The sequence below is a fragment of the Kribbella sancticallisti genome, assembly GCF_039530625.1.
GTDB lineage: Bacteria > Actinomycetota > Actinomycetes > Propionibacteriales > Kribbellaceae > Kribbella > Kribbella sancticallisti.
Window position 1 is genome coordinate 197,017 of record NZ_BAAAOS010000048.1, and the last position, 25,769, is coordinate 222,785.

Below are 25,769 nucleotides of genomic sequence, written 5' to 3' on the forward strand. Positions count from 1 at the left end.
GGTCCTGAGTCAGCTCCTGATCTGGCCCTCGCCGATGACGACGTACTTCGTGGACGTCATCTCCGGCAGACCCATCGGCCCGCGGGCGTGCAGCTTCTGCGTCGAGATCCCGATCTCCGCGCCGAAGCCGAACTCGCCACCGTCGGTGAACCGAGTGCTCGCGTTCACCACCACAGCCGCCGAGTCGACCGCCTGCACGAACCGCCGGGCGGCGGCCTGCGACCGGGTAATGATCGCGTCGGTGTGCGCCGAGCTGTACTTCCGAATGTGCTCGACCGCGGCCTCCAGCGAGTCCACCACGGCAGCCGACAGATCCAGCGAGTTGTACTCCTTGCCGTAGTCCTCGTCGGTCACGGCAACCACATCATTGCCAGCAGCAACGATCGCGGGATCGCCGTGCACCGTCACGCCTGCCTCGGCCAGCGCCGGCAACGCCTTCGCCAAGAACTCCGAAGCCACCGATGCGTGCACCAGCAGGGATTCCGCGGCGTTGCAGACACTCGGCCGCTGCGTCTTCGCGTTCAGCAAGATGGTGAGCGCGAGATCCAGGTCGGCATCCTCGTCGACGTACACGTGGCAGTTGCCGACGCCGGTCTCGATCACCGGCACGGTCGACTCCATGACCACGGTCTGGATCAGGCCGGCGCCGCCGCGCGGAATCAGTACGTCGACCAGGCCGCGCGCCTGCATCAGTTCCTTCACGGCGGCGCGGTCCCCCGGCACGCCCTGGATCACGTCTTCGGGCAAGCCCGCCTCGGCCGCGGCGGAGCGCAGTACGGCGATGATCGCGGCGTTGGACTCGGCCGCGGAGGACGAGCCGCGCAGCAGGACGGCGTTGCCCGACTTCAGGCAGATCCCGGCCGCGTCGGCCGTCACGTTCGGGCGGGCCTCGTAGATGATGCCGACCACACCGAACGGCACGCGCACCTGGCGCAACTCCAGCCCGTTCGGAAGGGTGTAGCCGCGGACGACCTCGCCGACGGGGTCCACCAGGCCGGCGAGCTGCTCGAGCCCTGCCGCCATCGCGTCCACCCGGGCCGGGTCGAGGGCGAGCCGGTCCACGGTCGACCCCGGCGTACCGGATTCTCTCGCCGCGGCGACGTCCTTGGCGTTCGCCGCGACGATCTGGTCGGTGTTCGCACGCAGGGCCGCGGCCATGGCGTGCAGCGCCGCGTCCTTGGTCGCCCGCGAAGCCGCCGACAACGCGTAGGAGGCCTCACGGGCCTGCCGGCACAACTCGATGATCTCGCTCACAGCTCCATCGTAGGGCGATCCCCCGCCGCCCTGCCCAGGCGTCTCAGCCTGGCTATCACCTGAGAACCCTAGGCGACCCAGTAGGTCCTCGTGTTGGTGAACTCACGGATGCCTGCGGCCGACAGCTCTCGGCCGTAGCCGCTGCGCTTCGTGCCGCCGAAGGGGAGGCGCGGGTCCGACGCCACTACCGCGTTGATGAACGCGGCGCCGGAGGTGATTCGCCGAGCCACCTCGACGCCACGGTCCGGCGTACTGGTCCAGACGCTCAGCCCCAGACCGTACTGCGTGCTGTTGGCCAAGGTGATCGCCTCCTCCGCATCTGCGGCGACTGCTACCGCTGCTAGCGGGCCGAAGGTCTCCTCGTCGAAGGCTGGCATCCCGGGGCCGGTGCCGGTCAGTACTGTCGGCTCGAAGTAGTAGCCGGGGCCGTCGATGCTGTGGCCGCCTGCAGCCAGTACTGCGCCTGCTGCGACCGAGTCGTCCACCTGCTTCTGGAGGGCTGCTCGGAGGTCGTCTCTTGCTAGTGGACCGAGTGATACGGCGCGGTCTGTTGGGTCGCCTACTGCGAGTGCTTTTACGCCGAGGATGAAGTGGTCCAGGAACTCGTCGGCTATTGGTGCTTCGACGATGAAGCGTTTGGCGCAGACGCAACTTTGGCCCGAGTTGGTGAACCTTGCTCTCACTGCGGCTGCGGCGGCGGCTTCTACGTCGGCGTCGGCCAGTACGACGAACGCGTCTGAGCCGCCGAGTTCCAGGACTGAGCGTTTCGATGCTTTGCCGGCGGCTGCTCCGACTGCTGCGCCGGCTCGGTTGCTGCCGGTGAGTGTGACTGCGGCGATGCGGTCGTCCTCGATCAGCCGCTCGATGGTTTCCGGTACCTCGGGCTCGTCGATCACGAGCGTGGTGACCAGGTGCTCGGGGAAACCTGCTCTGACGAACAACCGCTCCAGCTCCAGGGCGGAACCGGTCACATTCGGGGAGTGCTTGAGCAGCACCCCGTTGCCGGCGGCAAGCGTCGGGATGGCGAACCGGAGTACCTGCCAGACCGGGAAGTTCCACGGCATGACCGCGAGGACGAGTCCGATGGGTTCGTACGACACCCAGGCCTTTGCTCCCTGAACCTCAACCTGCTCATCACCGAGGATGGCTTCGGCGTTGGCGGCGTAGTAGTCGGCGGTGAGGGCGGACTTCTCGATCTCACCTTCGGCCTCCGCGATGGGCTTCCCCATCTCGGCGGTGATCAGGCTCGCCAGGCGGTCGGAGTCGGCCCGCAACTGCCCAGCCAAGCGCGAAAGCACCTGAAGACGAACTGCGAGACTCGCACCAGCCTGCCCGACGGCGAAGGCACCCGCGGCCGCCGGCGCTGAGCCTCCCCAGGCGGCGGCTGCGGTGGCGGCCTTGGTGACTGCTTGGTCGACCTCGGTCCGAGTCATCGGGGTGTAGCGGGCGAGCACCTCGCCAGTGGCCGGGTTGACGGTGGTGGTCATGTGGTCAGGCCGCCTCGGTCGTTGGGTGAGAGGTGTTCGAAGGTTTCGCCGGTGGCGGTGATGGTGCGGGTGACGTCTCGGCCGCCGTAGACCCAGTAGATGCGCATCGGGGTGTCGCCGCGGTTGAGGAAGCGGTGGGGGATGCCGGCCTCGACCCAGGTGGCCTCGCCTGCGACCAGGTCGAAGGTCTTACCGTCGATCTCGGCGACGGCCAGGCCCTCGAGGATCAGCACGGACTCCTCGACGTTGTGGCTGTGCACGGGAAGGCCGGTGCCGGGGGCGAAGACCGTCTGGCCGGTGGTGATCCGGTTGTCGTCGGCGTTCCAGCGTCCGACGTACGGGATGGTGACGACGCCGTTGCCGCGGTCGAACGGTTCTACCTGGTCGGGGTGGATCAACAGGCTCATCGGTTGGCCTCCGGGGAGTGGTGGTGGAAGAGCCGGCTCGCCAGGGTGTTGACCTGGCTGCCGGGGACGACGTGCTCGGCGACGGCCGCGCGCCAGACCTTGAAGTGCGGCGCTTCGCGGTGTGCGTCGACCGCCGCCTCGTCGGCGTACGACTCGCGCAGGACGAAGTGGTGGTCGTCGGCGAGATCCTGGCTGACGTCGAAGAACAGGCAGCCCGGTTCGTCGGTGAACGAGCGCTCCGCGTTGGTCCGGATCGCCTCGACGAACGGTTCGAGATGCCCCGGAATCACCTGCAGGGAAACGGTCAGCGTGATCATGACGGAAGCTCCACTCCGGTCTCGGTCGCCAGCGTCGCCAGGCTTTCCCACGTCGTCGCAGCCAACGTGATCCCCTCCGCATTCCGTACTGCGTTGCGCTCCTCGAGCTCGCCTGGCACCAAAATCTCCTCCGCCCAGGACGCCTTCGGGGCCGCGCGGGTGGCGTCGACCAGCGCCTCCATCCGTACTGCGTACTCCTCGGGGTCGGCCATCGCGGCGACGTCGATGGTGAGCAGGAGATGTCCCGCTCCGCTCGTCGCGTCCGGCTGGTACGGCCCGGCCACGGCATCGCCGTACGCGCTTCCGGTCAGCACTCCGGCCAGGACGTCGAACATGAACGACATCACGTAGCCCTTGGGTCCGGCCATCGGCAGGATCAGGCCCTCGATCGCGGCCCGCGGATCCGTGGTCGGGTTGCCCTCGGCATCGGCCGCCCATCCTTCCGGGATCGCCGTGCCGCGCTCGGCCGCCAGGTAGACCTTGCCCGGGCAACCGCCGTGTTCGCCAGGTCCATCACGACGACCTTGTGACGGCCGGCCGGCGCCGCGATCGACCACGGGTTGGTGCCGATGCTCTTCTCCCGGCCGCCCCACGGAGCCATCGCGGGGCTGGCGTTGGTGCACAGGAGTGCGACGCAGCCGGCCTCGGCGGCTCGTCGGGTGAAGTACGCGGCCGTGCCGAAGTGGCCCGAGTTGCGGATGCCGATCGCACTGATGCCGTGAACCTTCGCCCTGAGAATGCCGAGAGCGACCGCCTGATCGGTGATGACCTGACCGATGCCGTGCTGACCGTCGAGGACAACCAGGGCGCCGGTGTCGCGGACGGTTTCCACCTGGGTGACTCGCCGGGTCGCCCCGCTGCGGAGCCGCGCGACGTACCAGGGCAGGCGGAGCAGACCGTGGGATGCGTGGCCCCAGAGCTCGGCCGTGACGAGAGTGTCGGCCAGGAGGTGAGCGTCGGCTGCGGGGACGCCTTCGGCGCGCAGTACGGCCTCGGTGAAGCTCAGGAGGGCAGCAGGGCGCGTCCGCTGGACGGTGTCCGGCGCTGATGGCGAAGGATGGGGCATGCCTTGCTCCGATCGGGGTGCGAGACTAGAGCTAGAGAAGCATACTTGTATACAAGTACGCAAAGGAGGGTTTCGGATGACGGACAGAGTGCGGCGGGTTTCCGGCGGCCAGGTCGTGTACGCCGAACTGAAGCGGCGCATCCTGTCGCTCGACCTGCCGCCCGGGCGACGGCTGTTCGAACCGGAGCTCTCCCAGCAACTCCAGGTGAGCCGGACACCGCTCCGGGAGGCCCTCAGGCTGTTGCTCGCGGAGGACCTGCTGGAGCAGTTGCCGACGGGCGGCATGGTGGTCCGGTCGCTGTCGGCTCAGGAGATTGACGAGCTCTACACCGTGCGGGCCTCGCTGGAGGGCCTGATGGCGGGCGAAGCCGCCGAACGCATGACGGAGGAGGCAGTCGAGGCACTGTCGCTGCTGGTCGCGCGGAACCAGAAGCTGGTCGAATTCGCCGACGACGCGATGAACGCGGGCCACGACTTCCACCTGAAGATCGCGCAGATCTCAGCCCACGGCTGGGCCGCCCGCCTGCACGAGCAGGTCGACGGCCAGATGGCCCGGTACCGGGCTTTCACCAACCAGTCCCAGTCCCGCCGCACCGCCGCCCTGCACGAACACGAGGCCATCCTCGAGGCGCTGATCGCCCGAGACAGCGCCCGCGCCCGCCACCTGGCGGAAACCCACGTCCTCGGCGCCCGAGACACCGCCCTAGCGGCCATCGGCGAGCGCCTGCCCTGAAGGGATCTACCGGCTGAGAAGCCTATAGCGGCGTTCCGGACGCCCGGCGACGCCGTAGCGGGGCCGCATCTCGGCTCGACCTATCGTCACCAGATGTTCCAGGTAGCGACGAGTGCTGCTGCGGGAAAGGCCCGTCACCTCAGCGCACTCGGTGGCGGACAGGTCGGATTCCGGTGCGTCGCCCAAGGCCCGCAGTACGAGATCGGTGGTTTCGGGGCTGATGCCTTTGGGAGCAGGAAGACGCCCGCTGGTGGTGCGGAAGACGCGGTCGACCTCCTCCTGGTGCACCTCGGTGAGGTGGTGGAGCTCGGCCTGGTGGCCGGCGTAGTCCTCCAGCCGGTTCCGCAGCGACTCGACCTCGAAGGGTTTGACGAGGTACTGGAAGACGCCGCCGCGGAGCGCAGTACGGAGGGTGTCGAGGTCGCGGGCGGCGCTGATGACGATCACGTCGACCGGGTAGTCCGCGGACGATTCGCGGAAGCGGCGCAACACCTCCAGCCCGCTCATGTCCGGCAGATAGATGTCGAGCAGGACGAGGTCCGGCCGGAGCGTCCGTACGGCGGCGAGCGCGTCGGCGCCCGTACGAGCGGCGCCCACGACCTCGTAGCCGGGTTGTGAAGCGACCACGCTCGAATGCAGCCGCGCCACCATGAAGTCGTCGTCGACGACGAGCACCTGGATCACGTTCGAGCCTCCGCCAGCACCGGCAACGTCGCCACGAACACGGCGCCGGACTCATTGTGGACGGTCACGTCGCCACCGCGCTTACGGCAGATGACCCGGACCAACGCCAACCCGATCCCCCGATCGTCCCCGGCACTGTCCTTCGTGCTGAACCCAGGCGTGAACACCCGATGCTGCATGGCGCTGTCCACTCCAGGCCCCGAATCACGAACCTCGATCCGTACTGCGCCCGCCCGCTCCAGCACCTCCACCGCGACGAACGGATCCCGAGCACCGGTGGCAGCATCCAGCGCATTGTCCACCAGATTCCCCAGCACAGTGGACACGTCGGTCGCGAGTCGCTCGTCGAGACGAGGCAGCCAAGTCCCCTGATCCACCACGAAGCTGACCCCACGCTCGGCAGCCTGGCTCGACTTCGCGATCAGCAGGGCGGCCACAGCGGGATCGGCGACCCGCGCGGTGATCCCGGCGGTCAGTTCGGTCTGGTCGGCCGCGACGCGCTGGATGTAGCGGCGGACGTCGTCGTACTCCCCCAGTTCGATCAGCCCGCTGACGATGTGCATCCGGTTGCTGAACTCGTGCGCCTGCGCCCGCAGGGTGTCGGTGGTGTTGCGGGTCAGGTCGAGTTCTCGTTGCAGTTCGAGGAGTTCGGTGCGGTCGCGGAAGGTGGCGACCCAGCCGATGTGCCGGCCGTGGCTGCGGACCGGCATCCGGTTCAGCGTGAGCACCCGGCCGTGCAAGGGCAGGATCCGGTCGGTGGCGGTGTCCGTGCCGTCGAAGATCTCCACCAGGCGCCCGGTCTCGTCCACCGCCGAGAGGGCCCGCCCGGCCGAGGTCAACGGAAGGCCCAGCAGATGCGCCGCCTCGTCGTTCACCATCGTGATCCGCCGCTCGAGATCGACCGCGAGCACGCCCTCCTTGATGCCGTGCAGCAGGGCCTCCCGCTGCTCGACCAGGCCGGTGATCTCGCGCGGCTCCAGTCCGAGCGTCTGCCGTTTGACGGTTCTTGCCAACAGCAACGACCCCAGCACGCCCAGCAGACTGGCGATGCCGAGGTAGGTGAGCAGGTTGGGCCGGGCCGCGGCCAGGTTGGCCAGCAGGGACGGGTACTGCCGGCCGACCGCGACCACGCCGTCGGTCTCCCGGGTGTTCTCGTTGATGATCGGCGCCATCGCCAGCGCCGCGCCGGTGACCTCGTCCCGCCCGATCCAGCCGCGGCCCAGGAACGCCTCGGTGTCCTGCAGCTGTGACACCGAGGTCACCGGCAACGGATCCGTGGAGACGATGATCCGGCGGTCCCGCACCACCGCGACCACGACGTAGGTCGAGTCCGACAAGACCCGGTCGGACTCCACCTGCGACTGGGCCTGGCTGATGTACCCCGGCGCCCGGGTCGCCGCCGCCTGGCGTACGCCGGTCGTCACCGCGAGCCGCTCGGCGATGGCAAGCGCCCGCCGGCCTTCGGTGTCGCGGTACCGCGCGTTCGACTGGGCCACCGACGCCGCGGCCACGCCGACCAGCACGACCAGCACGATCAGCAACTGGACGGCCAGCATCCGCCCGGCGAGGGTCCATCGACGCCGCCCGGCCAACCCAGTCCATCCAGCCTTCACGGGACCGATTGTGCTCGGCGGCGCCGGATCCCGCCATGGCGGCGTGAGCACAATGAGCACAACTGAGTTTGCGTTCGTAACGGTGACACCCCTTCGTAGCCGCGACACGCTGACGGCAATCGCACCACCCGAAGAAGGAGACCGCCGTGAAGACACGGACCTGGTTCACCAGCATCAGCGCAGTACTCGCGGTCGCCCTGGCGGCGACCGGTTGCGGCGTGAGCGCCGACGACAACACCTCCGGCGGAGCCAGCTCGGGCCCGGTCGAGGGGCTGCGCATCCTCGTCCCCAACTCCCCCGGCAGCGGCTACGACACCACCGCCCGGGCCGCCGCGAAGGCGATGCAGGACGCCAAGCTCACCGACACGGTCGAGGTGTTCAACACCGCCGGCGCCGGTGGCACGGTCGGCCTGCAGCGGCTGGTGAACGAGAAGGGCAAAGAGGACATCCTGATGCAGATGGGACTCGGCGTCGTCGGGGCCGTCTTCACGAACAAGTCGAAGGCCACCCTGAACGACACCGTGCCGATCGCGAAGATGATCGCGGAGGCCGAGGCGATCGTCGTACCGAAGGGTTCGCCGTACACCAGCCTCGACCAGTTGGTCGCCGCCTGGAAGGCGGACCCGGGCAAGGTGCCGGTCGGCGGCGCGTCCAACGCGGGCGGCCCGGACCACCTCACCCCGATGCTGCTGGCGAAGGCCGTCGGCGTGCAGCCCAAGGAGGTCAACTACGTCGCGTACGACGGCGGCGGCGAACTGCTGACCGCGATCCTCGGCAAGAAGGTGGCCTTCGCCGCGACCGGCATCGGTGAGGTCGCCGCGCAGGCCAAGTCCGGTGACGTGAAGATTCTCGCGGTCACCAGCGAGCAGCCGGTGGAAGGTGTCGACGCGCCCACGCTGAAGAGCCTGGACGTCGACCTGGTCTTCACCAACTGGCGTGGCATTGTCGCCCCGCCCGGGTTGTCGGACGAGATGAAGCGGCAGTACGTCGATCTGCTGACCAAGATGCACGAGTCCCAGCAGTGGAAGGACACTCTGGCCAAGCAGGGCTGGACCGACGCCTTCCAGTCCGGGGACGAGTTCAAGAACTTCCTCACCTCGGAGAACGACCGGGTCGCCGGCGTCCTGCGAGAGCTGGGTCTCGTCGCCTGATGAGCACCCAGTCCGTGAGCACCCTGAAGCAGGGCCGCTCCGAACTCGGAGTGGCCCTCCTGCTCCTGCTGCTCGGCGGCTGGGCCGTGATCGACGCCCTGCAACTCCAGGAACTGGACACCCGGGGCCCGGTCGGTCCGAAGACGGTGCCGATCACGGTCGGCGTGCTGCTGATCGGGACGGCCGTCCTGCTCGCGATCGACGTACTCCGCGGCGGTCGGGGCGAGCAGGAGGCCGGTGAGGACGTCGATCTCGCCCACGGCAGCGACTGGAAGACCCTGGGGCTCCTGGTGGTCGCCTTCGTCGCCAACATCCTGCTGATCGACCGGCTCGGCTGGCCGGTGTCGGGGGCGGTGCTGTTCTTCGGCACCACCTTCGCACTCGGCAGCCGGCACCTGATCCGCAACGCGATCATCTCGATCGTCTTGTCGGTCGGCACCTGGTACCTGTTCAACCTCGGCCTCGGCATCGCGCTGCCGGTCGGGATCCTCAAGGGAATCCTGTGATGGACGCGCTCAACGAACTGCTGAACGGTTTCGCCACCGCGGCCCACCCGACCAACCTGCTGTACGCCTTCGTCGGCGTCCTGCTCGGTACCGCGATCGGCGTGCTGCCGGGCATCGGCCCGGCGATGACGATCGCGCTGCTGCTGCCGATCACCTACTCGCTCGAGCCGACCCAGGCCTTCATCATGTTCGCCGGCATCTACTACGGCGGCATGTACGGCGGTTCGACCACCTCGATCCTGCTGAACACCCCGGGCGAGAGCGCGTCGGTGGTCACCGCGATCGAGGGCAACAAGATGGCCCGCAAGGGCCGAGCGGCGGCCGCGTTGGCGACGGCGGCGATCGGGTCGTTCATCGCCGGCACGATCGGCACCCTGCTGCTGGCGCTGGTTGCCCCGAGCATCGTCAAGCTGGCGGTGAAGATGGGCGCGCCGGACTACTTCGCCGTGATGGTGCTGGCCTTCATCGCCGTCACCACCGTGCTCGGATCGTCGAAGGTGCGCGGCCTGGCCGCGCTCGGGATCGGGCTGCTGATCGGCCTGATCGGGATCGACCCCACCTCCGGCCAGCAGCGACTCACCCTCGGCCTGCCGGAGCTTGCCGACGGCATCGATGTCGTGGTGGTCGCGGTCGGCCTGTTCGCGGTCGGTGAGGCGCTTTGGATCGCGGCGCACCTGCGGCGGACGCCGGCCGACATCATCAGTGTCGGCGCCGCCCGGATGTCCCGGGAGGACTGGCGCCGCTCCTGGAAGCCCTGGCTCCGCGGTACGGCGATCGGCTTCCCGTTCGGCGCGATCCCGGCCGGTGGCGCCGAGATCCCCACCTTCCTGTCGTACGTCACCGAGAAGAAGCTGAGCAAGCACCCCGAGGAGTTCGGTAAGGGTGCGATCGAGGGCGTCGCCGGTCCCGAGGCGACGAACAACGCGTCGGCCGCCGGTGGTCTGGTTCCCCTGCTCACGCTGGGGATCCCGACCACCGCGACCGCCGCGGTGATGCTCGGCGCCTTCCAGAGCTACGGGATCCAGCCCGGTCCGCGGTTGCTGGAGACCCAGTCGACCCTGGTCTGGGGACTCGTGGCCAGCCTCTTCATCGGCAACGTGATCCTGCTCGCGCTCAACCTGCCGCTGGCACCGATGTGGGCCAAGCTGTTGCGGATCCCCCGGCCCTACCTGTACGCCGGAATCCTGTTCTTCGCGAGCATCGGCGCCTACGCGGCCAACCTGTCCACCTTCGACCTGTGGCTGTTGCTGCTGCTGGGCGCGCTGGGATTCGGGATGCGCCGGTTCGGGTTGCCCGTCGTACCGGCGATCATCGGGATCATCCTCGGGCCCACCGCCGAGGAGCAGATGCGGCGCGCGCTGCAGATCAGCGACGGCCAGGTCAGCGGACTCTACAACACCTGGTTCTCGAAGCTCGTGTACGTCGTGATCCTGCTGGTGCTGGTGGTTCCGCCGATCGTCGGGCGGCTGCGGCGTCGCAGTACGGACAAGGAACTCGTGAACTCCGACCAGACGGGAGACTGAGGTGGCGATCATCGTCGGGTACGTGCCGACCCCGGAAGGCGTGGCCGCGCTGGAGAGCGCGATCGACGAGGCGCAGCGCCGGCACCAGCGGCTGGTGGTGGTGAACTCCAGCCGCGGCGAATCGCTGGTGGACAAGCGGTTCGCGTCCGGCACCGAGTGGCAGTCGGTCGAGGAACGGCTGACCGCGTCGGGCGTCGAGCACGAGTTGACCCAACTGGTGGAGAGCAAGGACGCGGCCGACCAGATCCTCAAGCTGGCGGACGAGTTGAACGCCGAACTGATCGTGATCGGCCTCCGGCGCCGTACTCCGGTGGGCAAGCTGCTGCTCGGCAGCCAGGCCCAGACCATCCTGCTCGAAGCCGAATGCCCTGTCCTGGCAGTGAAAAGCCGACTGTCAGAGCAGCACTAGATCGTCGCGGTGGACGACCTCGCGCTCGTACGCCGCGCCGAGCTCGCGCGCCAGGTCCCGGGTCGAGCGGCCGAGCAGATCCGGCAGTTCGGCGGCGTCGTAGTTGACCAGGCCGCGCGCGACGACCACTCCGGCCGGTGAGACCAGGTCCACGGGATCACCGGCGGAGAAGGTCCCCTCGACTCCGCTGATACCGGCCGGCAGGAGCGACGTACGGCGCTCGGTCACCGCGCGGACGGCGCCTTCGTCGAGCAGCAGCCGGCCTTGCCCCGAGGTCGCGTGAGCGAGCCACAGCAGCCGGGTCTTGCGGCGTCGGCCGGTCGGGTGGAAGATCGTGCCGACCGGATCGCCGCGCAGCGCCTCGCCGACGTTGCCGGCCGACGTCAGCACGACCGGAATCCCTGCCTCCGTGGCGATCGCGGCCGCTTCGACCTTCGTCTGCATGCCACCCGTACCGACGCCGGACGAGCCGGTCCGGCCTATTCTCAGCGGCGCCAGGTCGGCCGCGCCGCGGACATCGGTGATCATGGTGGTGCCGGGCTTGCGCGGATCCCCGTCGTACAGGCCGTCCACGTCCGACAGCAGCACGAGTACGTCGGTGTGGACCAGGTGGCTGGTCAGCGCGGCCAAGCGGTCGTTGTCTCCGAAACGGATCTCGGTGGTGGCGACAGTGTCGTTCTCGTTCACGATCGGGACGACGCCGAGCTCCAGCAACCGTGCGAAAGTCCTGTAGGCGTTGCGATAGTGGCTCCGCCGGGTCACGTCGTCGACAGTCAGCAAGACTTGGCCGACGCGCAGTCCGTGCGCGGCGAAAGCCTCGCTGTAGCGGGCCATCAACAAGCCCTGGCCGACGGAGGCCGCAGCCTGCTGCGTGGCGAGGTCGCGCGGGCGGGAGCGTAAACCCATCGGAGCGAGGCCGGCGGCAATCGCTCCCGACGAGACGAGGACGACCTCGGTGCCCTCGACCCGGCGGGCGGCGATCGCGTCGACGAGCAGGCGCAGCCGTTCGAGGTCGATCTTGCCGCGCTGGGTCAGTGACGACGACCCGACCTTCACCACGATCCGGCCGGCGTCGACGACCGCAGTACGCCGCTTCATGAGCTGTCCCGCATCAGTGTTTCCTGACTTCGGTGCTTCAGCGCATCACGCCCGGCCGGCTCCGTCGACGGCCGCGGATCATGCGTTCTGGTTCTTGCTCTCCGCCTCGATGTCGATGTCCTGGCCGGCGGCGAACTCCCGCTCGGCCCGCAGTTCCAGCTCGGCTTCGAGCTCGCGCGCCTGCTTGCGGGCCAGCCGCTCGGCGGCCTTCTGCGCTGCCTTCGCCTCCGCCGGGGACAGGTCGACCTCGTCCTCGACCCAGCCCTGACCGTACTCCGACAGGTCGGCCGGGCGCTCGATCTCGCCGGCCTTGAGCGCGTGGTACTGCTCGTCCTTGTTCTTGCGGCGTTGCGCGGCGGGGCGGTCCTCATCCAGCCGCTGATCCTCACCGCGCCGGGAGAGAAGCTCCGCGCCGGCCTGGACCTCGGGAGCGAAGTCGAAGACGACCGCGTTCGGGCCGTCGCCGATGATGACGTCGTCGCCGGCCATCGCCCCGAGCTCCAGCAGTTCGCGCTCGACGCCGAGCCGGTTCAGCCGGTCGGCCAGGTAACCGGTCGCCTCGGCGTTGCCGAAGTCGGTCTGCCGGACCCAGCGCTCGGGCTTCTCGCCCTGGATCAGCCAGCCGCCTTCCGGGGTCTTCTTGATCTTGAACTCCGCGCCGCCGGTCGCGTGCGGGCGGATGATGATCCGGGTGGTGTCCGGCTTCTCCATCTCGGCCCGGCGCTTGAGGACGATCTCGGCCATCGCGAACTTCAGCGCGTCCAGGCCCTCGTGGCTCGCGGTCGAGATCGGGAAGACCTTCAGGCCGCGCTGCTCGAGCTCGGCCGTCACCATCTCGGCGATCTCCTTGGCGTCCGGCACGTCGACCTTGTTCAGGGCGATCAGCCGCGGCCGATCCTCCAGGCCGCCATGGGCCTTCAACTCCGCCTCGATCGTGTCCAGGTCGCTGAGCGGGTCCCGGCCGGGCTCGTAGGTGGCGCAGTCGATCACGTGGACGAGGGCGGCGCAGCGCTCGACGTGCCGCAGGAAGTCGTGGCCGAGGCCGCGGCCCTCGCTGGCGCCCTCGATCAGGCCGGGCACGTCGGCGACGGTGAAAATCGCCTCGCCGGCCACGACGACGCCCAGGTTCGGGATCAGCGTGGTGAACGGGTAGTCCGCGATCTTCGGCCGGGCCCGGCTGATCGAGGCGACCAGCGACGACTTGCCGGCGCTCGGGAAGCCGACCAGCCCGACGTCCGCGACCACCTTGAGCTCGAGCACGACCGTGCGCTCTTCGCCGTCCTCGCCGAGCAGGGCGAAGCCGGGCGCCTTGCGGCTGGAACTGGCCAGCGCGGCGTTGCCGAGACCACCCTTGCCGCCCTGCGCCGCGACGTACTCCGCGCCGGGGCCGACGAGGTCCGCCAGCACCTCGCCGTCCGGAGTACTGATGACGGTGCCGTCGGGGACCGGCAGGATCACGTCGCCACCCTTGGATCCGGCCTGGTGGTCTCCCTTGCCCTGAGCACCGTTCGTCGCGGAGCGGTGCGAGGAGCGGTGGTAGTCGACCAGCGTGGTCAGGTCGGGATCGACGCGCAGGATGATGCTGCCGCCGTCACCGCCGTTGCCGCCGTCGGGGCCGCCCAGTGGCTTGAACTTCTCCCGGTGCACCGAGGCGCAGCCGTTTCCGCCGTTGCCACCGGTGACATGCACCGTGACCCGGTCGACAAAGCTGGGGATCGCCATCGGTTTCAACTTCCTGCTGGGAGAACTATCTCTGTACATAGCCGAAGGGCGGGTCGCGCTATTCCGCGACCCGCCCCTTCGGCAACTACTGCAAAGGCTTCGATAACTCCGGGTGGCGGTGTTACTCCGCCGGGGCCGGGACGATGTTGACGACCCGCCGTCCACGACGGACGCCGAACTCGACCTTGCCCTCGGCAAGCGCGAACAGGGTGTCGTCGCCTCCACGGCCCACCAGGGTGCCCGGGTGGAAGTGGGTGCCCCGCTGGCGAACGATGATCTCGCCGGCGTTGACCAGCTGACCGCCGAAGCGCTTCACGCCGAGCCGCTGCGCGTTGGAGTCGCGACCGTTACGGGTCGACGCTGCTCCCTTTTTGTGTGCCATTTCAGAATCAGCTCCCCTTCTTCTCACTGGAAGAAGACAGTTTCTCGCTGGAAGAAGACAGTTTCTTCGCGTCGATCGCGGTGACCTTGACCTGGGTGTAGTGCTGGCGGTGCCCCTGGCGCTTGCGGTAACCGGTCTTGTTCTTGTACTTGAGGATGTGGATCTTCGGGCCCTTGGTGCGGCCGAGAACCTCAGCGGAAACGGCCACCTTGGCCAAGGCGGCAGCATCGGCCGTCACGGTGTCGCCATCGACGACGAGGACTGCGGACAACGACACCGTGTCGCCGACCTGGTCAGTCAGGCTGTCGATCTCGATGACATCGCCGACGGCGACCTTCTGCTGGGTGCCGCCACTGCGCACGATCGCGTACACCGTGGATCTCACTCTCTGTTTGTTCGGAAGTCTTACCGGGCTGCGGTCTCACTCACCAACACGCGGCCCACATAAAGGAGGCACGCGAGACGCGCGCCGAATGACAAGAATACGGCGCGCGTCACGAGTGGGTCAAACCGGGGTGGACTCCAGCTCCGGAGCACTGGCTCCGGCGTCGGGTCCGTTGTTGCCTGCGTCACTGTCGTTACTGCCTGCCGCACCACGGTTACGGCTGCTCCGGCGGCGCCGGGCGCTGCCGTTACGACCTGATCCGTTGGGTGCGGAAGTCTCCTGCTCAGGCTCCCCCTGAGCTTCACCCTGAGCCTCGCCCGAGGCCTGCTCGCCCTGGGCCTGCTCGTCTGAGGACTGCTTGTCCTGGGCCTGCTCGCCCTGGGCGTGGTCGCCCTGGGGCACCTGAGCCTCCGAGTCGGCGTGCGCAGCAGCCGTCTCGCCGGCGGTGACCTGGGAGGCGGCGGCGATCTGGGCCAGGCGCTGGGCGGCGTCGTGGTTCTGCTGCTCCTGCTCCGGCTGCTCGTCGTCGCGTCCCTTGCCCCGGCCGCGGTTGCGGCTCCGGGAGGACTTCTTGCCGCCCTCGCCGTCGCTCTTCTGCTCACCCTGCGACTGCTGCTGACCGCGACCCCGGCCGTCGTCCTGCCGGCGGCGGGACTCCTTCGGCTCGTCGTGCAGGATCAGCCCGCGCCCACCACAGTGGTCGCAGTTCTCGCTGAACGCCTCGAGCAGCCCGGTACCGATCCGCTTGCGGGTCATCTGGACCAGGCCCAGGGACGTCACCTCGGCGACCTGGTGCTTGGTCCGGTCCCGGCCCAGGCACTCCACCAGCCGGCGCAGTACCAGGTCGCGGTTGAGCTCCAGCACCATGTCGATGAAGTCGATCACGATGATGCCGCCGATGTCGCGCAGCCGCAGCTGCCGGACGATCTCCTCGGCCGCTTCCAGGTTGTTCTTGGTGACCGTCTCCTCGAGGTTGCCCCCGGAGCCGGTGAACTTGCCGGTGTTGACGTCGACGACCGTCATCGCCTCGGTCCGGTCGATGATCAGCGAACCACCCGACGGCAGCCAGACCTTGCGGTCCAGCGCCTTCTTGATCTGCTCGTCGATCCGGTAGTTCGCGAAAACGTCAGTGTTGTCACCAGCCGCCGGACTCCATTTCTCCACCCGGTCGGCCAGGTGCGGGGCGACGTCGGAGACGTACTCCTTGACCTGGTCGAAGGCGTCGTCACCGGAGATGACCAGCTTGGTGAAGTCCTCGGTGAACAGGTCGCGGACCACCCGGATGAGCAGGTCCGGCTCGCCGTGCAGCAACTGCGGGGCCTGGCCGGACTTCGACTTCTTCTCGATGTCCTCCCAGTACGCCTGCAGCCTCCTCACGTCGGCGGTCAGCTCGTCCTCGGTCGCGCCCTCGGCAGCGGTGCGGACGATCACGCCCGCCTCGTCCGGGACGATGTCCTTGAGGATGCCCTTGAGGCGGTTCCGCTCGGTGTCGGGCAGCTTGCGGCTGATGCCGCCGTTGCCGCCGCGCGGTACGTACACGACGTACCGGCCGGGCAGGCTGATCTGGTTGGTCAGCCGGGCGCCCTTGTGGCCGATCGGGTCCTTGGTCACCTGGACCAGGACGGCCTGGCCGGACTTGAGCACCGACTCGATCTTGCGCGGTCCGTTGGCCCCGCCGAGGGTCGCCCAGTCCACCTCACCGGCGTACAGGACCGCGTTGCGGCCCTTGCCGATGTCGATGAACGCGGCCTCCATGCTCGGGAGCACGTTCTGCACCCGGCCGAGGTACACGTTGCCGATCAGCGAGACCTGCTCCTCCTGGGCGACGTAGTGCTCGACCAGGACGTTGTCCTCGGAGACGGCGATCTGGGTCAGGTCGCCGCGGGCGCGGATCACCATCGTCCGCTCGACCGACTCGCGCCGGGCCAGGAACTCGGCCTCGCTGACGATCGGCGCGCGGCGGCGACCGGCGGCCCGGCCCTCGCGGCGGCGCTGCTTCTTCGCCTCCAGCCGGGTCGAGCCCTCGACCGCGGTGATCTCGTTCGAGGTGTTCTTGCTGCGCGGCTCGCGGACCCGGACGACGGTCTCCTCGGGGTCGTCCGGCGCGGAACCGCCGTCCTCACCCTTGCGGCGGCGGCGCCGGCGACGGCGGCGGGACGAGGCACCGGAGCCCTCGTCGTCGGACTCGCCGGCCTGGTCGCTGTCGTCCGCGTCGTCGCTCTGGTCGTCGGACTCGTCGGAGTCCTCGTCGGCCTCGTCCGCGCTGTCGTCGGAACCGTCGGCGTCACCGGCCTTGCGGCGGCGACGGCCACCGCGGCGACGGCGGCGGCGCCGGGTGCCCTCGCCGCCCTCGTCGTCGCCGTTCTCGTCGGCTTCGGCGCTCTGGTCCTCGTCGGTGTCGTCGGCCTCGGTCTCGCGGGCCTGCTCGAGCACCGGCTCGGCGCGGTCCGCGGCGACCTCTTCGGCGTCCCGGCCACGACGGCTCCGGCGGCGACGGCTGCCACCGCTCGGCTGCTCGTCCGCCACTTCGGTGGTCTCGCTCGTCTGGACGTCGGCCGTCTTGGTCTCAGCCTGGACGCTCTCGGTCTCGGCAGCCTCGGCGGCGCGCTCGGCAGCCGTCGACCGACGCCGCGTACGACGCCCGCTCGGTGCCGCGGGTGCCTCGTCCTGGGTGCCGGTGGCCGGCGTGGCCTCGACCGGGCTCGTCGCCGCGGCCTGAGCAGGCACCTCAACCGGCGCCTGGAACAACACAGCAGCCGCGGCAGGAGCCCGCCGACGCGTACGCCGGGTGCTGCCCTCAGCCGGGGCATCGCCGGCTTCGCCGCCTCGCTCCGTGGAAGAGGTGCGGGCGGAGGAGCCCGCCTCCCCCGAAGCGCCTGCGGCGGCTGCCTCGGCGGCAGCGGCCTCGGCGGCGGCTAGCTCTTCCTCGGTCAGTTCTTCCTCGGCGGAGGCGACGGGGCCGTCCGTGAGGGGTGAATCCGGGGTCAGCAGGTCCGGCTGCGGCGCTGCGGCGGACTTCTTGCTGGTGCGCTTCCGGGTGGTCTTCCTCGCCGGCGCCGGGGTCTCGGCCGGGCCGTCGACCAACTGCGACTGGTCGGACAGCGAGTCGCCTGCCTGCGCGCCGTCGCCGCTGCTGTCCAGGAGGCTGTCCTGGGCGGTGTTCCGGCTCGCGGCCGCCTTCTTGGCCGGTCGCTTGGCGGCGGTCTTCTTGACCGTGCGCTTGGCGGCCGTCTTCTTCGCCGGAGCAGGCGCCGGGTCGGCGGACTCGGCGTCGGACTGAGTACTCACGGCCTGGGTGCTGACGGCGGCCTCGACCGGGGCGTCAGCGGGGGCGGCCTGCGCGGCGGACTTCTTGGTGGTGCGCTTGCGCGTGGTGGCCGTCTTCTTGGCTGCCTTCCTGGCAGTCCTGGGGGCGGTGGCAGCCGGGTCGGCTGCTTCGGTGGTGTTCGGCTCGTTTTCGAGCATGCGGTGCGGGTCTCCTCAGGCCTTCCGGCGCATCCCGGGACCCCTGTCACGGGTCCGGCGCGGCCAGAAAGCGGTCTCGGTCTCGCCGCTCCCGGCAGTGCTGCCCGGTACGGCGGAAGCCTTCTGGATCCGCTCCCCCGCGCTCGTCAGGGCGCAGATGGAGCGGCGGCGTCGCCCTCCGCTACATGCGTCTGGTGGTCGACCGCCTGGCCGGTCGCGGTCGCCTGGGTGGCGTCGCGGTCACGAGCGAGCGGATCGTCCACAGTGCCGGTGGCCGCGATGAGCGGGCCCTGGGCGAGCCTGGTCAGAAGAGCCGGGCCCGTCACCGGAAGCGTCGCTACTTCGAGCACGCCGGCGAGAACGTCGTCGGGTCTCACGGCCGGGGTTCCGTGCCGTAACACCACTTGCAGTATCGCACACGTCGCAACCGGCGCCGGTTCACTGCCGACCGCGAGTCGGAGAACGGCGTCCCGACAGTCGAACGAGCGAAGCCCCCGTTTGGTCATGCGCTCGACCATGATTTCCTCCCGGGCGAGGAACCCGGCGACGGCTTCCTCGGCCACGGCCGGATCGACGCCTGGCAACGCGATGAGCCACTCGCTCGCCTCGAGCCGGTCGGCCAGCGAGCCGGCACCCGCGGTGACCACCTCGAGGATGTCGAGGCCGGGCGGCAGCGCCTCGTCGAGGTCCGCCCGCACCTGCTCGGGGTCACGCTCGTGTGTGAGGGATATCTCCAGATACTCCGCCTCGGAGGCTGCCCCGGTCGGCGCGGCGCCGGCGTACGAGATCTTCGGGTGCGGGCTGAAGCCGTGCGAGAACGCGACCGGGAGGTCGGCGCGCCGCACGGCCCGCTCGAACGCGCGCTGGAAGTCGCGGTGCGAGGTGAACCGGAGCCGCCCGCGCTTGGCGAAGCGCACACGCAACTTCTGCACAGCCGGAAGCTGCTGGGACGGCGGAGCCTGAACTGGTGCCACCCCACCATTCTGGCAGCTAGCCCCCGCCGACCCCACATCCCCGGTCGATTAACTGGAACCGCTGTTCCGGTTAAGGCGGGAGTGGAGGCCCAGTGCTCAAGCAGTTCAGCCGGCGCGGCGGCGCGGGTGCCGGGCGGGCGGGCGCGGCGGCGCGGCGGCGCGGGACGGGTGGTTACGGTTGGGCGCTGGATTTGCCGGTCAGGACCAGGGCCCAGGCGAGCAGGCCGAAGGCGGTCGTGCTCAGGAGGACTCGGACCAGGTTGAAGGCGCGCCAGCGGCTCTCGTCGAAGGCGGCGCGGGCGGCGGTGACGTCGATCGTGTCCGGGTCGCCGGCCGCCTTGAGCGCGTCGTTCATCGGTACGTTCACCGCGATCGTGATGATCACCGTGGCCAGGTAGAGCACGAAGGCGACCGCGATCCACGGCAGCGCCTTCTCCTTCAGTTGCGCCAGGCCGGCGACCAGCGTGAAGACCAGCGCCCCGAGGAACCCGAGCAGCATGAAGAGCGGATTGACGATCGCCCGGTCGACCGCCTGGAACGCGCCGACGAAGGTCTTGTCGTCCGTCTTGGCCAGCCCGGGCATGAACGCGTTCGCATAGATCCCGAACACCCCGGCGACCAGCCCCATCGAGATCGTCGCCGCCATCAGGCTGGCGATCCGCAGTCCGTTCATCGCACCCCTCTCGAGCCGAGAGCTTCCCGCTCCCCAGGCGGAAAGCTATCCGACTCGGAGTGCCACGGACCTGTCATTTGGCTAGAGGCGCGCGCACTGCCCCGATCGTGGGCCGGTGACCTGGTTCGGCGCCTCCAGGTTCACCGGTACGGCGGCGTTCGCCGAGCAGGCCAGCGGCCCGTTCACGGTGTTCCCAGCCAGTACTACGGGCTCAGCCGTGCCGGCGCGGACCACGGAGACCGGACCGGTGATGGTGGAGCCGACCAGGACAGCGCTGCGGGTGACTCCGTCGAGCGTCACCGGGCCGTACACCGTCGTTCTGAGCAGGTGCAGATCCGCGGCCTTGGTGGCGTTCACCGGGCCGGAGATCCGGGAGTCGGTGGCAACCAACGAGGCGCCGGCGCCGATCGAGACGGGACCGTTGACCGTCGCACCCACCAGGCAGGTGACGCCGGAACCGACCACCAGCGGGGCGTTCACGGTGCCGTTGATCGTCCGGGTGCAAGCCGGGGCCGGGCGCAACAACGTGACGGCGAACTGGCTTGCGGCGCCGATGTTGCCGGAGGCATCGATACCGCGGTACTCGATCTTGTGCCGGCCGTAGCCGGGTGGGACGTCGTCCCACGGGACCACTCGGGGGACGCCCAGCTTGCCGTAGACGAGTTGGTCGATCGCGGTGCCCTCGGCGGTGAACTTGAACGGGGCGTTCGCGTCGGTGGGCCAGCCGTAGTAGTTGTACCAACCGTCACCGTTCACGCGGAACTCCGGGACGACGTAGCCGGGGCTGTCGTCGGTGGCCTTCAGGCCCATCGTGAAGGCTTCGTTGTAGATGTACTCCGGACCGGTCGGCTTCTGGATCTTCAGAAGTGGTTTGGAGAGGGTTGATTCCACTGTTGGCTCGACGCCGTCGATCTGCCAGGTGAGGGTGTCGGTGCCGACTGTGGCGGTCAGCGTGTGTGATCCGGTCAAGTTGAGCGGGGCGAGGGGGAGGTCGCGGTCGTTCCCCTGGTTGGGGACGACTGTGCCGTCAAGGCGCCACTCGACGGCCGGCTGGGCGGAGTCGGACTGGGTCGTCTCGACGTAGACCACCTCGTCGGCGTTGACCGGGTGTTCGGTGGCGGTCGAGGTGGTGAAGGTTGCCGATTCATCAGATGTCGACGCAGTCAACGCTGTGTTCACCGTCCACGTGCGGGTGGCGGTCAAGGCGGTGGAGGCTCGGACGGCCGGGTCGCGGACGAAGTCTGTGGGGTCGACGATTTTGGCTGTGAGGGTGTGGGGGCCGGGGGTGAGGGTCAGGGAGCTCAGGTCTACGAAGCGTTGGTTGGCGGTGGGGAGCGGGGTGCCGTCGAGGGTCCAGGTGACGGTCAGTTCGTGGCTGGCGGGGTGGAGGGTTTGGAGCCAGACGACCTGGTTCGCGGCGACCTCGCCGGGTGGAGTACTGGACTGGAACAACGTGGCTCGGGAGGAGATGCGCTGGGTCATCCGTTCGCGGGAGACCTGGTCGAAGTAGTAGCCGAGGACCTTCATCATCGAGTGCTTGCTCGGGCGCCAGATGCCGGTTCCGGCGTACATGCCGGCCTCGTAGCGGGCGATCGTGCCGCCGGACTCGGACGGCTCCCCCAGCCAGCGGAACCACTTCTTCTGCTGGTCGAGCATCTGCTGCTCGGTGAGCAGGGTGTGGTGGATGGAGCTCGGCTCCGGTCCCTCGTACGGCGCTCCGCGCTCGCCGCGGGCGTAGTAGTCGTACTCGTCCTGGAGCCCGCCGAGTGAGTGACCGAGCTCGTGCGGGGTGATCAGGGCGGACAGGGCGTTGCCGCCCGAGGCGGTGGCGTAGCTGCCGCCCGCGCCGCCGTACGTGTCGCTGTTGCCGATGGCAAGAATCTGCCGGTTGGCGGAGGTGGTGCCGGGGACGAGGTCGGCGTACTGCGCGGCGGCGGTCGAGCTGACTGTCAGCAGGCGCTGGACGCTGTTCGGGTTGCAGCCGCCCCAGAAGCCCATCTGGAGCGGGGTGTCGACCTTCGGCGAGGTCAGGTTCGGGTCGCAGTCGACGCCGCTCTCGGGCGAGGCGATCTCGATGGCGTAGACGTTGAGGTAGTTCCGGTACGACTTGAACGGCTCGATGCTCCAGAGCACGTTCAGGTGCTTGTCCACCTGCTCGCGGAACTTCGGCAGGTCGGCGGAGGTGTAGCCGTCACCCATCACCACGAGGTTGAACCGCGACGCCGCGGGGCCGGTCACCTGCAGAGGCACAACGGTTGCGCCGGCCGCCGCGGCCGAAGCAGCGGCGACTGCGTCGGTGGCGGCTGTGTCGGTGGCGGCTGCTGCTAGTGGTAGGCCGGTTAAGGCTGCGGCGGCGACGGCTAGCACGGCGGTCAGTCGCCGGGCTTTCGTCCTGGTCTCGAATCCCGTCCTCACAACGGTGCCCCTCCCGCGTCCAGCGCCCCCGCTGTGGCCCCGGTGGTGGGCCCCGCCGTGAGAAGCCTACGAACGACCGGGCGGAATTGTCAGCGGTTCCCGCGTGCCGACTTGCGGTGCGAGCGGCGCGCGGGCCGGGGGTCGTACGGCATCATGAGGGCTCGGGGAAACGTGAGGAAAGGACATCGATGACGGAACCGGCGCAGTCGCTGCCGCCAGAGCCGGAGCGGGTGCTCCCGGTCGACGACACCGGCGACGGTGATGGCAAGGGCATCTACTGGGTGCTGAAGAACGTGCTGATCGGTCCCCCGGTCCGGCGCGTCTTCCGGCCGAAGGTGGAGGGCGCGGAGCACCTCCCGGCGCACGGACCGGCGATCATCGCCAGCAACCACCTGTCCTACGCGGACTGGATCTTCATGCCGCTCGTAGTGCGCCGCCGGGTCACCTTCGTCGCCAAGTCCGACTACTTCACCGGTGCCGGGATCAAGGGCCGGTTCCAGCGCGGTTTCTTCAAGGGCACCGGCCAGGTCCCGATCGACCGGTCGGGCGGTTCGGCCTCCGAGGGCGCGATCCGGGCCGGCATGAAGGTGCTGGAGCGCGGCGAACTGTTCGGCATCTACCCCGAGGGCACCCGCTCACACGACGGCAAGCTCTACAAGGGCCGCACCGGCGTCGCCCGGCTGGCGCTGGAGGCGAGGGTGCCGGTGATCCCGTGCGGGGTGATCGGCACCGACGTGGTCGCGCCGCCCGGCAAGGTGGTCGCCTCGGTCGCCTCCCCGACGATCAAGTTCGGCGAGCCGCTGGACTTCAGCCGGTACGAGGGGATGGAGGGCGACCGGCTGATCCTGCGGGCCGTCACCGACGAGATCATGTACAAGATCATGGAGCTTTCCGGCCAGGAGTACGTCGACATGTACGCCACCAAGGCCAAGCAACTCGAGGGCCGGGCGACCACCGGCGCACCCAAGAAAGTCCGTAAGACGGACACCTGATCCAGGGGATGAGACGTGGCGCTAGGCTGGGAAACCGTGGACGGACCGATCGCTTACCAGGGTGAGCCCGGCGCCAATTCGGCGATGGCCTGCACCGAGATGTTCCCCGACCGCGAGCAGCTGCCCTCTACGACGTTCGAGGACGCGCTCGAGGCGGTCAGCACCGGCCGCGCCGGGCTGGCGATGATCCCGGTCGACAACTCGATCGCCGGCCGGGTCGCCGACATCCACCACCTGCTGCCGGACTCCGGGCTGCACATCATCGGCGAGTTCTTCCTGCCGATCCACTTCCAGCTGATGGCCACCCCGGGCACCTCGATCGAGGCGATCAAGACGGTCCGGAGCCACGTGCACGCGCTCGGCCAGTGCCGCAAGATCATCCGCGAGCACGGCTGGGCGACGATCGTCGCCGACGACACCGCCGGGGCCGCCCGCGAGGTGTCGGAGCTGAACGACCCCACCGTCGCCTCGCTGTCGCCGGTGGCCGCCGCCGGCCTGTACGGGCTGGACATCCTGGCCGAGGACGTCGAGGACGCGCACCACAACACCACCCGGTTCCTGGTCCTGTCCCGCGAGCCGCACGTGCCGCCGGTGGGCTCGGGGCCGGTCATCACCAGCTTCGTGTACCGCGTCCGCAACGTGCCCGCCGCGCTCTACAAGGCGATGGGCGGCTTCGCGACGAACGGCGTCAACATGACCAAGCTGGAGAGCTACCAGCTCGGCGGTTCGTTCTTCGCGACCCAGTTCTACGCCGACGTGGAGGGCCACCCGGAGGACCCGCACGTGGCTCTGGCGCTGGAGGAGCTCGCCTTCTTCTCGGTCGAGGTCCGCCTGCTCGGCGTCTACCCGGCCCACCCGTTCCGCGACCAGATCGCCGAACCGGCCGCCAACCGCGCCCTGCGCCCGCATCACTGACCCGTGAATCCACCGGCGGATCGGTGCAGCCGTGACATAGGGTCGCGAGGTGCAGATCGTGACGGTGGACGGCCGGGACAGAGCGACGTTCGAGCAGTTCTTCGAGCTCCGGGACGCGGTGCGGCGGGAGAGTGAGTTCCCCGCCGGCTTGGGACTCGAGGAGTCACTTGTGCTCTTCACCGGCGAGCACTCCGCCATGCGGGTCGACGGGCTCGGGCTGGTCGATGGTGACACCTGGCTCGGGATCGCCTGGCTCGACTGGTGGTTGCAGGAGAACACGCACGTCGTGGAGGTCGAGCTCGCCGTCGCCGCGCAGTACCGGCGTACGGGGGTGGGCAGCCGGCTGCTCGAAGCTGTCGCGGAGCTCGCCCGGAAGGACGGACGGCGGTTGCTGTCGGGCTCAGCGCTCGGTGATGCGACAACCGGAGAAAGCGCCGGTACTGCGTTCGCCGCCGCCCGCGGGTTCGTCCGCAAGCACGTTGACCTCCACCAGGTGCTCGAGCTGCCGTTGTCGGCCGAGCGGCTGGACGAGCTGGACCAGCCGGTCGCCGGGTACGAGATCATCCAGTGGCGCGAGCACGCCCCCGAGGAGTGGCTCGAGCAGTTCGCCGAGGCGCTGAGCGCGATGACCGTGGACGTGCCGACCGGGGAGCTCGACCACGACCCGATCACCTGGACCACCGAGCGGGTCCGCGAGGCCGAGGCCCTGCGGATCAAGCAGGGCCGGTTCAGCTTCACCACCGTCGCGGTCGACGCCGACGGACAGCTGGCGGCGTACACGCAGATGGGCGGCTCGGCCGCGAACCCCGACCGGCTCTACCAGTGGGACACGTTCGTCCGTCCGGAACACCGCGGCCGGCGGCTTGGGATGGCCGTCAAGGTGCCCAACTTCCGCGCGCTCCAGGCCGAACTCGACCACCCGGCGGTCCTGCACACCTGGAATGCCCCGACGAACACCCCGATGATCGCCGTGAACGTCCACCTCGGCTTCCGTCCGGTCGCCCAGCGCACCGACTGGGAGCTGGAGCTCTAGAGATAGGTCCAGTCCGGAAAGGTGGTCGACAGCACTGCCTTGAACCCGGACCAGTCGGGATCGCGGCGCTCGGGATCAAGCGGGTCGGGGTAGCCGCCGACGAGGCGGTAGCCCCACCGGAAGGCCGCGATCGGTTCGAGCACGCGGGTGTTGATGACGTCCGGCACGACCACCAGGAAGGTGTCCGCGCGCCACTCGCCGTCGGGGCGGCCCGGATCGGCCGGGGCGTGGAAGAACGTGGGCAGGTGGCCGTACGCGTACAGCGGTCCCGCATCCGCGAGAAACGGGAACCCGTCGACCACGACCGCCGTACTGCCGGTCGCCGCGTCCGTGGACGTGACCAGCTGGACCCAGCCCATGATCGCGTTGAGGCCCTGCCCGTGGTAGCGCAGCGTCGCAGTACAGATCGGGAAGCCGCGGAAGGCTTCCGCGTTCAGGTCGGGAACGACCAGTTGATGACCCGAGGCCCACGGGTCGTCGTTGGCGAGCACGCGGATGTTGACCAGGCCGCGGTGCCCCCGGGTCTCGAACGGTACGGACAGCTCTCTTCTCATCCACCCCTCCT

Annotated in this window: 23 protein-coding genes and 1 pseudogene; 8 read left to right on the forward strand and 16 right to left on the reverse strand. The window is 69.2% G+C overall.

All coding sequences use genetic code 11. The features are described from left to right. Positions 1–9 precede the first annotated feature (9 nt). The 5 genes and pseudogenes from ABD255_RS30285 to ABD255_RS43875 all read right to left on the reverse strand — a co-directional run bounded on the left by ABD255_RS30285 (position 10) and on the right by ABD255_RS43875 (position 4,672). Entirely contained in the window at positions 10–1,254 is a 1,245-nt protein-coding gene (locus tag ABD255_RS30285) for a glutamate-5-semialdehyde dehydrogenase (protein ID WP_344220031.1), read from the reverse strand. Between the two features lie 68 nt (positions 1,255–1,322). Continuing rightward, on the reverse strand, positions 1,323–2,741 hold the full coding sequence (locus ABD255_RS30290) for an aldehyde dehydrogenase family protein (protein WP_344220033.1): 1,419 nt from the start codon (positions 2,739–2,741) through the stop codon (positions 1,323–1,325). Next, positions 2,738–3,148 carry a cupin domain-containing protein gene (locus ABD255_RS30295; RefSeq protein WP_344220035.1) on the reverse strand — a complete coding sequence of 137 codons (411 nt, stop codon included), beginning with the start codon at positions 3,146–3,148 and terminating at the stop codon, positions 2,738–2,740. The genes ABD255_RS30290 and ABD255_RS30295 overlap by 4 nt, the downstream gene beginning before the upstream one ends. Beyond that, a complete protein-coding gene (locus ABD255_RS30300) occupies positions 3,145–3,465 on the reverse strand; it encodes a putative quinol monooxygenase (RefSeq protein WP_344220037.1) in 321 nt (106 codons plus the stop codon). Before ABD255_RS30300 ends, ABD255_RS30295 begins: the two co-directional genes overlap by 4 nt. Beyond that, positions 3,462–4,672, reverse strand: a pseudogene (locus ABD255_RS43875) (Ldh family oxidoreductase). The gene ABD255_RS30300 and the pseudogene ABD255_RS43875 overlap by 4 nt, the downstream one beginning before the upstream one ends. On the opposite strand from ABD255_RS43875, the gene ABD255_RS30315 reads away from it, so the two are divergent. After that, positions 4,608–5,264, forward strand: coding sequence for a GntR family transcriptional regulator (locus tag ABD255_RS30315; RefSeq protein WP_344220040.1), 657 nt, complete (start codon positions 4,608–4,610; stop codon positions 5,262–5,264). The pseudogene ABD255_RS43875 and the gene ABD255_RS30315 sit on opposite strands and share 65 nt — an antisense overlap. Positions 5,265–5,270: 6 nt before the next feature. Here ABD255_RS30315 and ABD255_RS30320 read toward each other — a convergent pair whose 3' ends face one another. After that, on the reverse strand, positions 5,271–5,948 hold the full coding sequence (locus tag ABD255_RS30320) for a response regulator transcription factor (protein WP_344220042.1): 678 nt from the start codon (positions 5,946–5,948) through the stop codon (positions 5,271–5,273). After that, complete coding sequence (locus ABD255_RS30325; RefSeq protein WP_344220044.1) at positions 5,945–7,561, reverse strand: sensor histidine kinase; 1,617 nt, start codon at positions 7,559–7,561, stop codon at positions 5,945–5,947. The genes ABD255_RS30320 and ABD255_RS30325 overlap by 4 nt, the downstream gene beginning before the upstream one ends. A 146-nt stretch (positions 7,562–7,707) precedes the next feature. Between ABD255_RS30325 and ABD255_RS30330 the strand changes: the two genes are divergently transcribed. Genes ABD255_RS30330 through ABD255_RS30345 form a run of 4 tightly spaced genes read left to right on the forward strand, consistent with a single transcriptional unit; the run spans position 7,708 to position 11,150 of the window. Next, positions 7,708–8,712, forward strand: a complete 1,005-nt coding sequence (locus tag ABD255_RS30330) for a Bug family tripartite tricarboxylate transporter substrate binding protein (protein ID WP_344220046.1) — start codon at positions 7,708–7,710, stop codon at positions 8,710–8,712. Next, complete coding sequence (locus tag ABD255_RS30335) at positions 8,712–9,218, forward strand: tripartite tricarboxylate transporter TctB family protein (protein WP_344220048.1); 507 nt, start codon at positions 8,712–8,714, stop codon at positions 9,216–9,218. The genes ABD255_RS30330 and ABD255_RS30335 overlap by 1 nt, the downstream gene beginning before the upstream one ends. Beyond that, positions 9,218–10,741: a tripartite tricarboxylate transporter permease gene (locus ABD255_RS30340; protein ID WP_344220050.1), complete on the forward strand. Its 1,524-nt coding sequence runs from the start codon at positions 9,218–9,220 to the stop codon at positions 10,739–10,741. The genes ABD255_RS30335 and ABD255_RS30340 overlap by 1 nt, the downstream gene beginning before the upstream one ends. Before the next feature lies 1 nt (position 10,742). After that, entirely contained in the window at positions 10,743–11,150 is a 408-nt protein-coding gene (locus ABD255_RS30345) for a universal stress protein (protein WP_344220052.1), read from the forward strand. Here the strand turns inward: ABD255_RS30345 and proB are convergent. From proB to ABD255_RS30385, 8 genes are all read right to left on the reverse strand, one after another. After that, a complete protein-coding gene (proB, locus tag ABD255_RS30350) occupies positions 11,136–12,248 on the reverse strand; it encodes a glutamate 5-kinase (RefSeq protein ID WP_344220054.1) in 1,113 nt (370 codons plus the stop codon). The two genes, ABD255_RS30345 and proB, sit on opposite strands and share 15 nt — an antisense overlap. Positions 12,249–12,326: 78 nt before the next feature. Then, positions 12,327–13,970: a GTPase ObgE gene (obgE, locus tag ABD255_RS30355; RefSeq protein WP_344220056.1), complete on the reverse strand. Its 1,644-nt coding sequence runs from the start codon at positions 13,968–13,970 to the stop codon at positions 12,327–12,329. Between the two features lie 121 nt (positions 13,971–14,091). Next, positions 14,092–14,352: a 50S ribosomal protein L27 gene (gene rpmA / locus ABD255_RS30360; protein ID WP_020388387.1), complete on the reverse strand. Its 261-nt coding sequence runs from the start codon at positions 14,350–14,352 to the stop codon at positions 14,092–14,094. A gap of 7 nt (positions 14,353–14,359) precedes the next feature. Then, on the reverse strand, positions 14,360–14,725 hold the full coding sequence (gene rplU / locus ABD255_RS30365) for a 50S ribosomal protein L21 (protein ID WP_344220399.1): 366 nt from the start codon (positions 14,723–14,725) through the stop codon (positions 14,360–14,362). Positions 14,726–14,857: 132 nt separating this feature from the next. Beyond that, positions 14,858–18,202 (reverse strand): Rne/Rng family ribonuclease, encoded by a 3,345-nt coding sequence (locus tag ABD255_RS30370; protein WP_344220058.1) that lies wholly within the window; start codon positions 18,200–18,202, stop codon positions 14,858–14,860. 146 nt (positions 18,203–18,348) lie between these two features. After that, complete coding sequence (locus tag ABD255_RS30375) at positions 18,349–19,176, reverse strand: TIGR03936 family radical SAM-associated protein (RefSeq protein ID WP_344220060.1); 828 nt, start codon at positions 19,174–19,176, stop codon at positions 18,349–18,351. 172 nt (positions 19,177–19,348) lie between these two features. Next, entirely contained in the window at positions 19,349–19,849 is a 501-nt protein-coding gene (locus ABD255_RS30380; protein WP_344220062.1) for an anthrone oxygenase family protein, read from the reverse strand. Positions 19,850–19,930: 81 nt separating this feature from the next. Then, positions 19,931–22,264: a M64 family metallopeptidase gene (locus ABD255_RS30385; protein WP_344220064.1), complete on the reverse strand. Its 2,334-nt coding sequence runs from the start codon at positions 22,262–22,264 to the stop codon at positions 19,931–19,933. Between the two features lie 188 nt (positions 22,265–22,452). On the opposite strand from ABD255_RS30385, the gene ABD255_RS30390 reads away from it, so the two are divergent. Genes ABD255_RS30390 through ABD255_RS30400 form a run of 3 tightly spaced genes read left to right on the forward strand, consistent with a single transcriptional unit; the run spans position 22,453 to position 25,204 of the window. Continuing rightward, positions 22,453–23,256 (forward strand): lysophospholipid acyltransferase family protein, encoded by an 804-nt coding sequence (locus ABD255_RS30390; protein WP_344220066.1) that lies wholly within the window; start codon positions 22,453–22,455, stop codon positions 23,254–23,256. A gap of 36 nt (positions 23,257–23,292) precedes the next feature. Beyond that, positions 23,293–24,171, forward strand: coding sequence for a prephenate dehydratase (locus ABD255_RS30395; RefSeq protein ID WP_344220068.1), 879 nt, complete (start codon positions 23,293–23,295; stop codon positions 24,169–24,171). A gap of 49 nt (positions 24,172–24,220) precedes the next feature. Next, positions 24,221–25,204, forward strand: coding sequence for a GNAT family N-acetyltransferase (locus tag ABD255_RS30400; protein ID WP_344220070.1), 984 nt, complete (start codon positions 24,221–24,223; stop codon positions 25,202–25,204). On the opposite strand, the gene ABD255_RS30405 is transcribed toward ABD255_RS30400, so the two are convergent. Then, on the reverse strand, positions 25,201–25,758 hold the full coding sequence (locus ABD255_RS30405; protein ID WP_344220072.1) for a hypothetical protein: 558 nt from the start codon (positions 25,756–25,758) through the stop codon (positions 25,201–25,203). The two genes, ABD255_RS30400 and ABD255_RS30405, sit on opposite strands and share 4 nt — an antisense overlap. Between the last annotated feature and the right edge of the window lie 11 nt (positions 25,759–25,769).

What these genes read in the sequence shown, in the direction of transcription:
- ABD255_RS30290 (WP_344220033.1), bottom strand. Translation starts at nt 2,741, where the DNA reads ATGACCACCACCGTCAACCCGGCCACTGGCGAGGTGCTCGCCCGCTAC.
- ABD255_RS30295 (WP_344220035.1), bottom strand. Translation starts at nt 3,148, where the DNA reads ATGAGCCTGTTGATCCACCCCGACCAGGTAGAACCGTTCGACCGCGGC.
- ABD255_RS30300 (WP_344220037.1), bottom strand. Translation starts at nt 3,465, where the DNA reads ATGATCACGCTGACCGTTTCCCTGCAGGTGATTCCGGGGCATCTCGAA.
- ABD255_RS30315 (WP_344220040.1), top strand. Translation starts at nt 4,608, where the DNA reads ATGACGGACAGAGTGCGGCGGGTTTCCGGCGGCCAGGTCGTGTACGCC.
- ABD255_RS30335 (WP_344220048.1), top strand. Translation starts at nt 8,712, where the DNA reads ATGAGCACCCAGTCCGTGAGCACCCTGAAGCAGGGCCGCTCCGAACTC.
- ABD255_RS30340 (WP_344220050.1), top strand. Translation starts at nt 9,218, where the DNA reads ATGGACGCGCTCAACGAACTGCTGAACGGTTTCGCCACCGCGGCCCAC.
- proB (WP_344220054.1), bottom strand. Translation starts at nt 12,248, where the DNA reads ATGAAGCGGCGTACTGCGGTCGTCGACGCCGGCCGGATCGTGGTGAAG.
- obgE (WP_344220056.1), bottom strand. Translation starts at nt 13,970, where the DNA reads ATGGCGATCCCCAGCTTTGTCGACCGGGTCACGGTGCATGTCACCGGT.
- rpmA (WP_020388387.1), bottom strand. Translation starts at nt 14,352, where the DNA reads ATGGCACACAAAAAGGGAGCAGCGTCGACCCGTAACGGTCGCGACTCC.
- ABD255_RS30370 (WP_344220058.1), bottom strand. Translation starts at nt 18,202, where the DNA reads ATGCTCGAAAACGAGCCGAACACCACCGAAGCAGCCGACCCGGCTGCC.
- ABD255_RS30380 (WP_344220062.1), bottom strand. Translation starts at nt 19,849, where the DNA reads ATGAACGGACTGCGGATCGCCAGCCTGATGGCGGCGACGATCTCGATG.
- ABD255_RS30390 (WP_344220066.1), top strand. Translation starts at nt 22,453, where the DNA reads ATGACGGAACCGGCGCAGTCGCTGCCGCCAGAGCCGGAGCGGGTGCTC.
- ABD255_RS30405 (WP_344220072.1), bottom strand. Translation starts at nt 25,758, where the DNA reads ATGAGAAGAGAGCTGTCCGTACCGTTCGAGACCCGGGGGCACCGCGGC.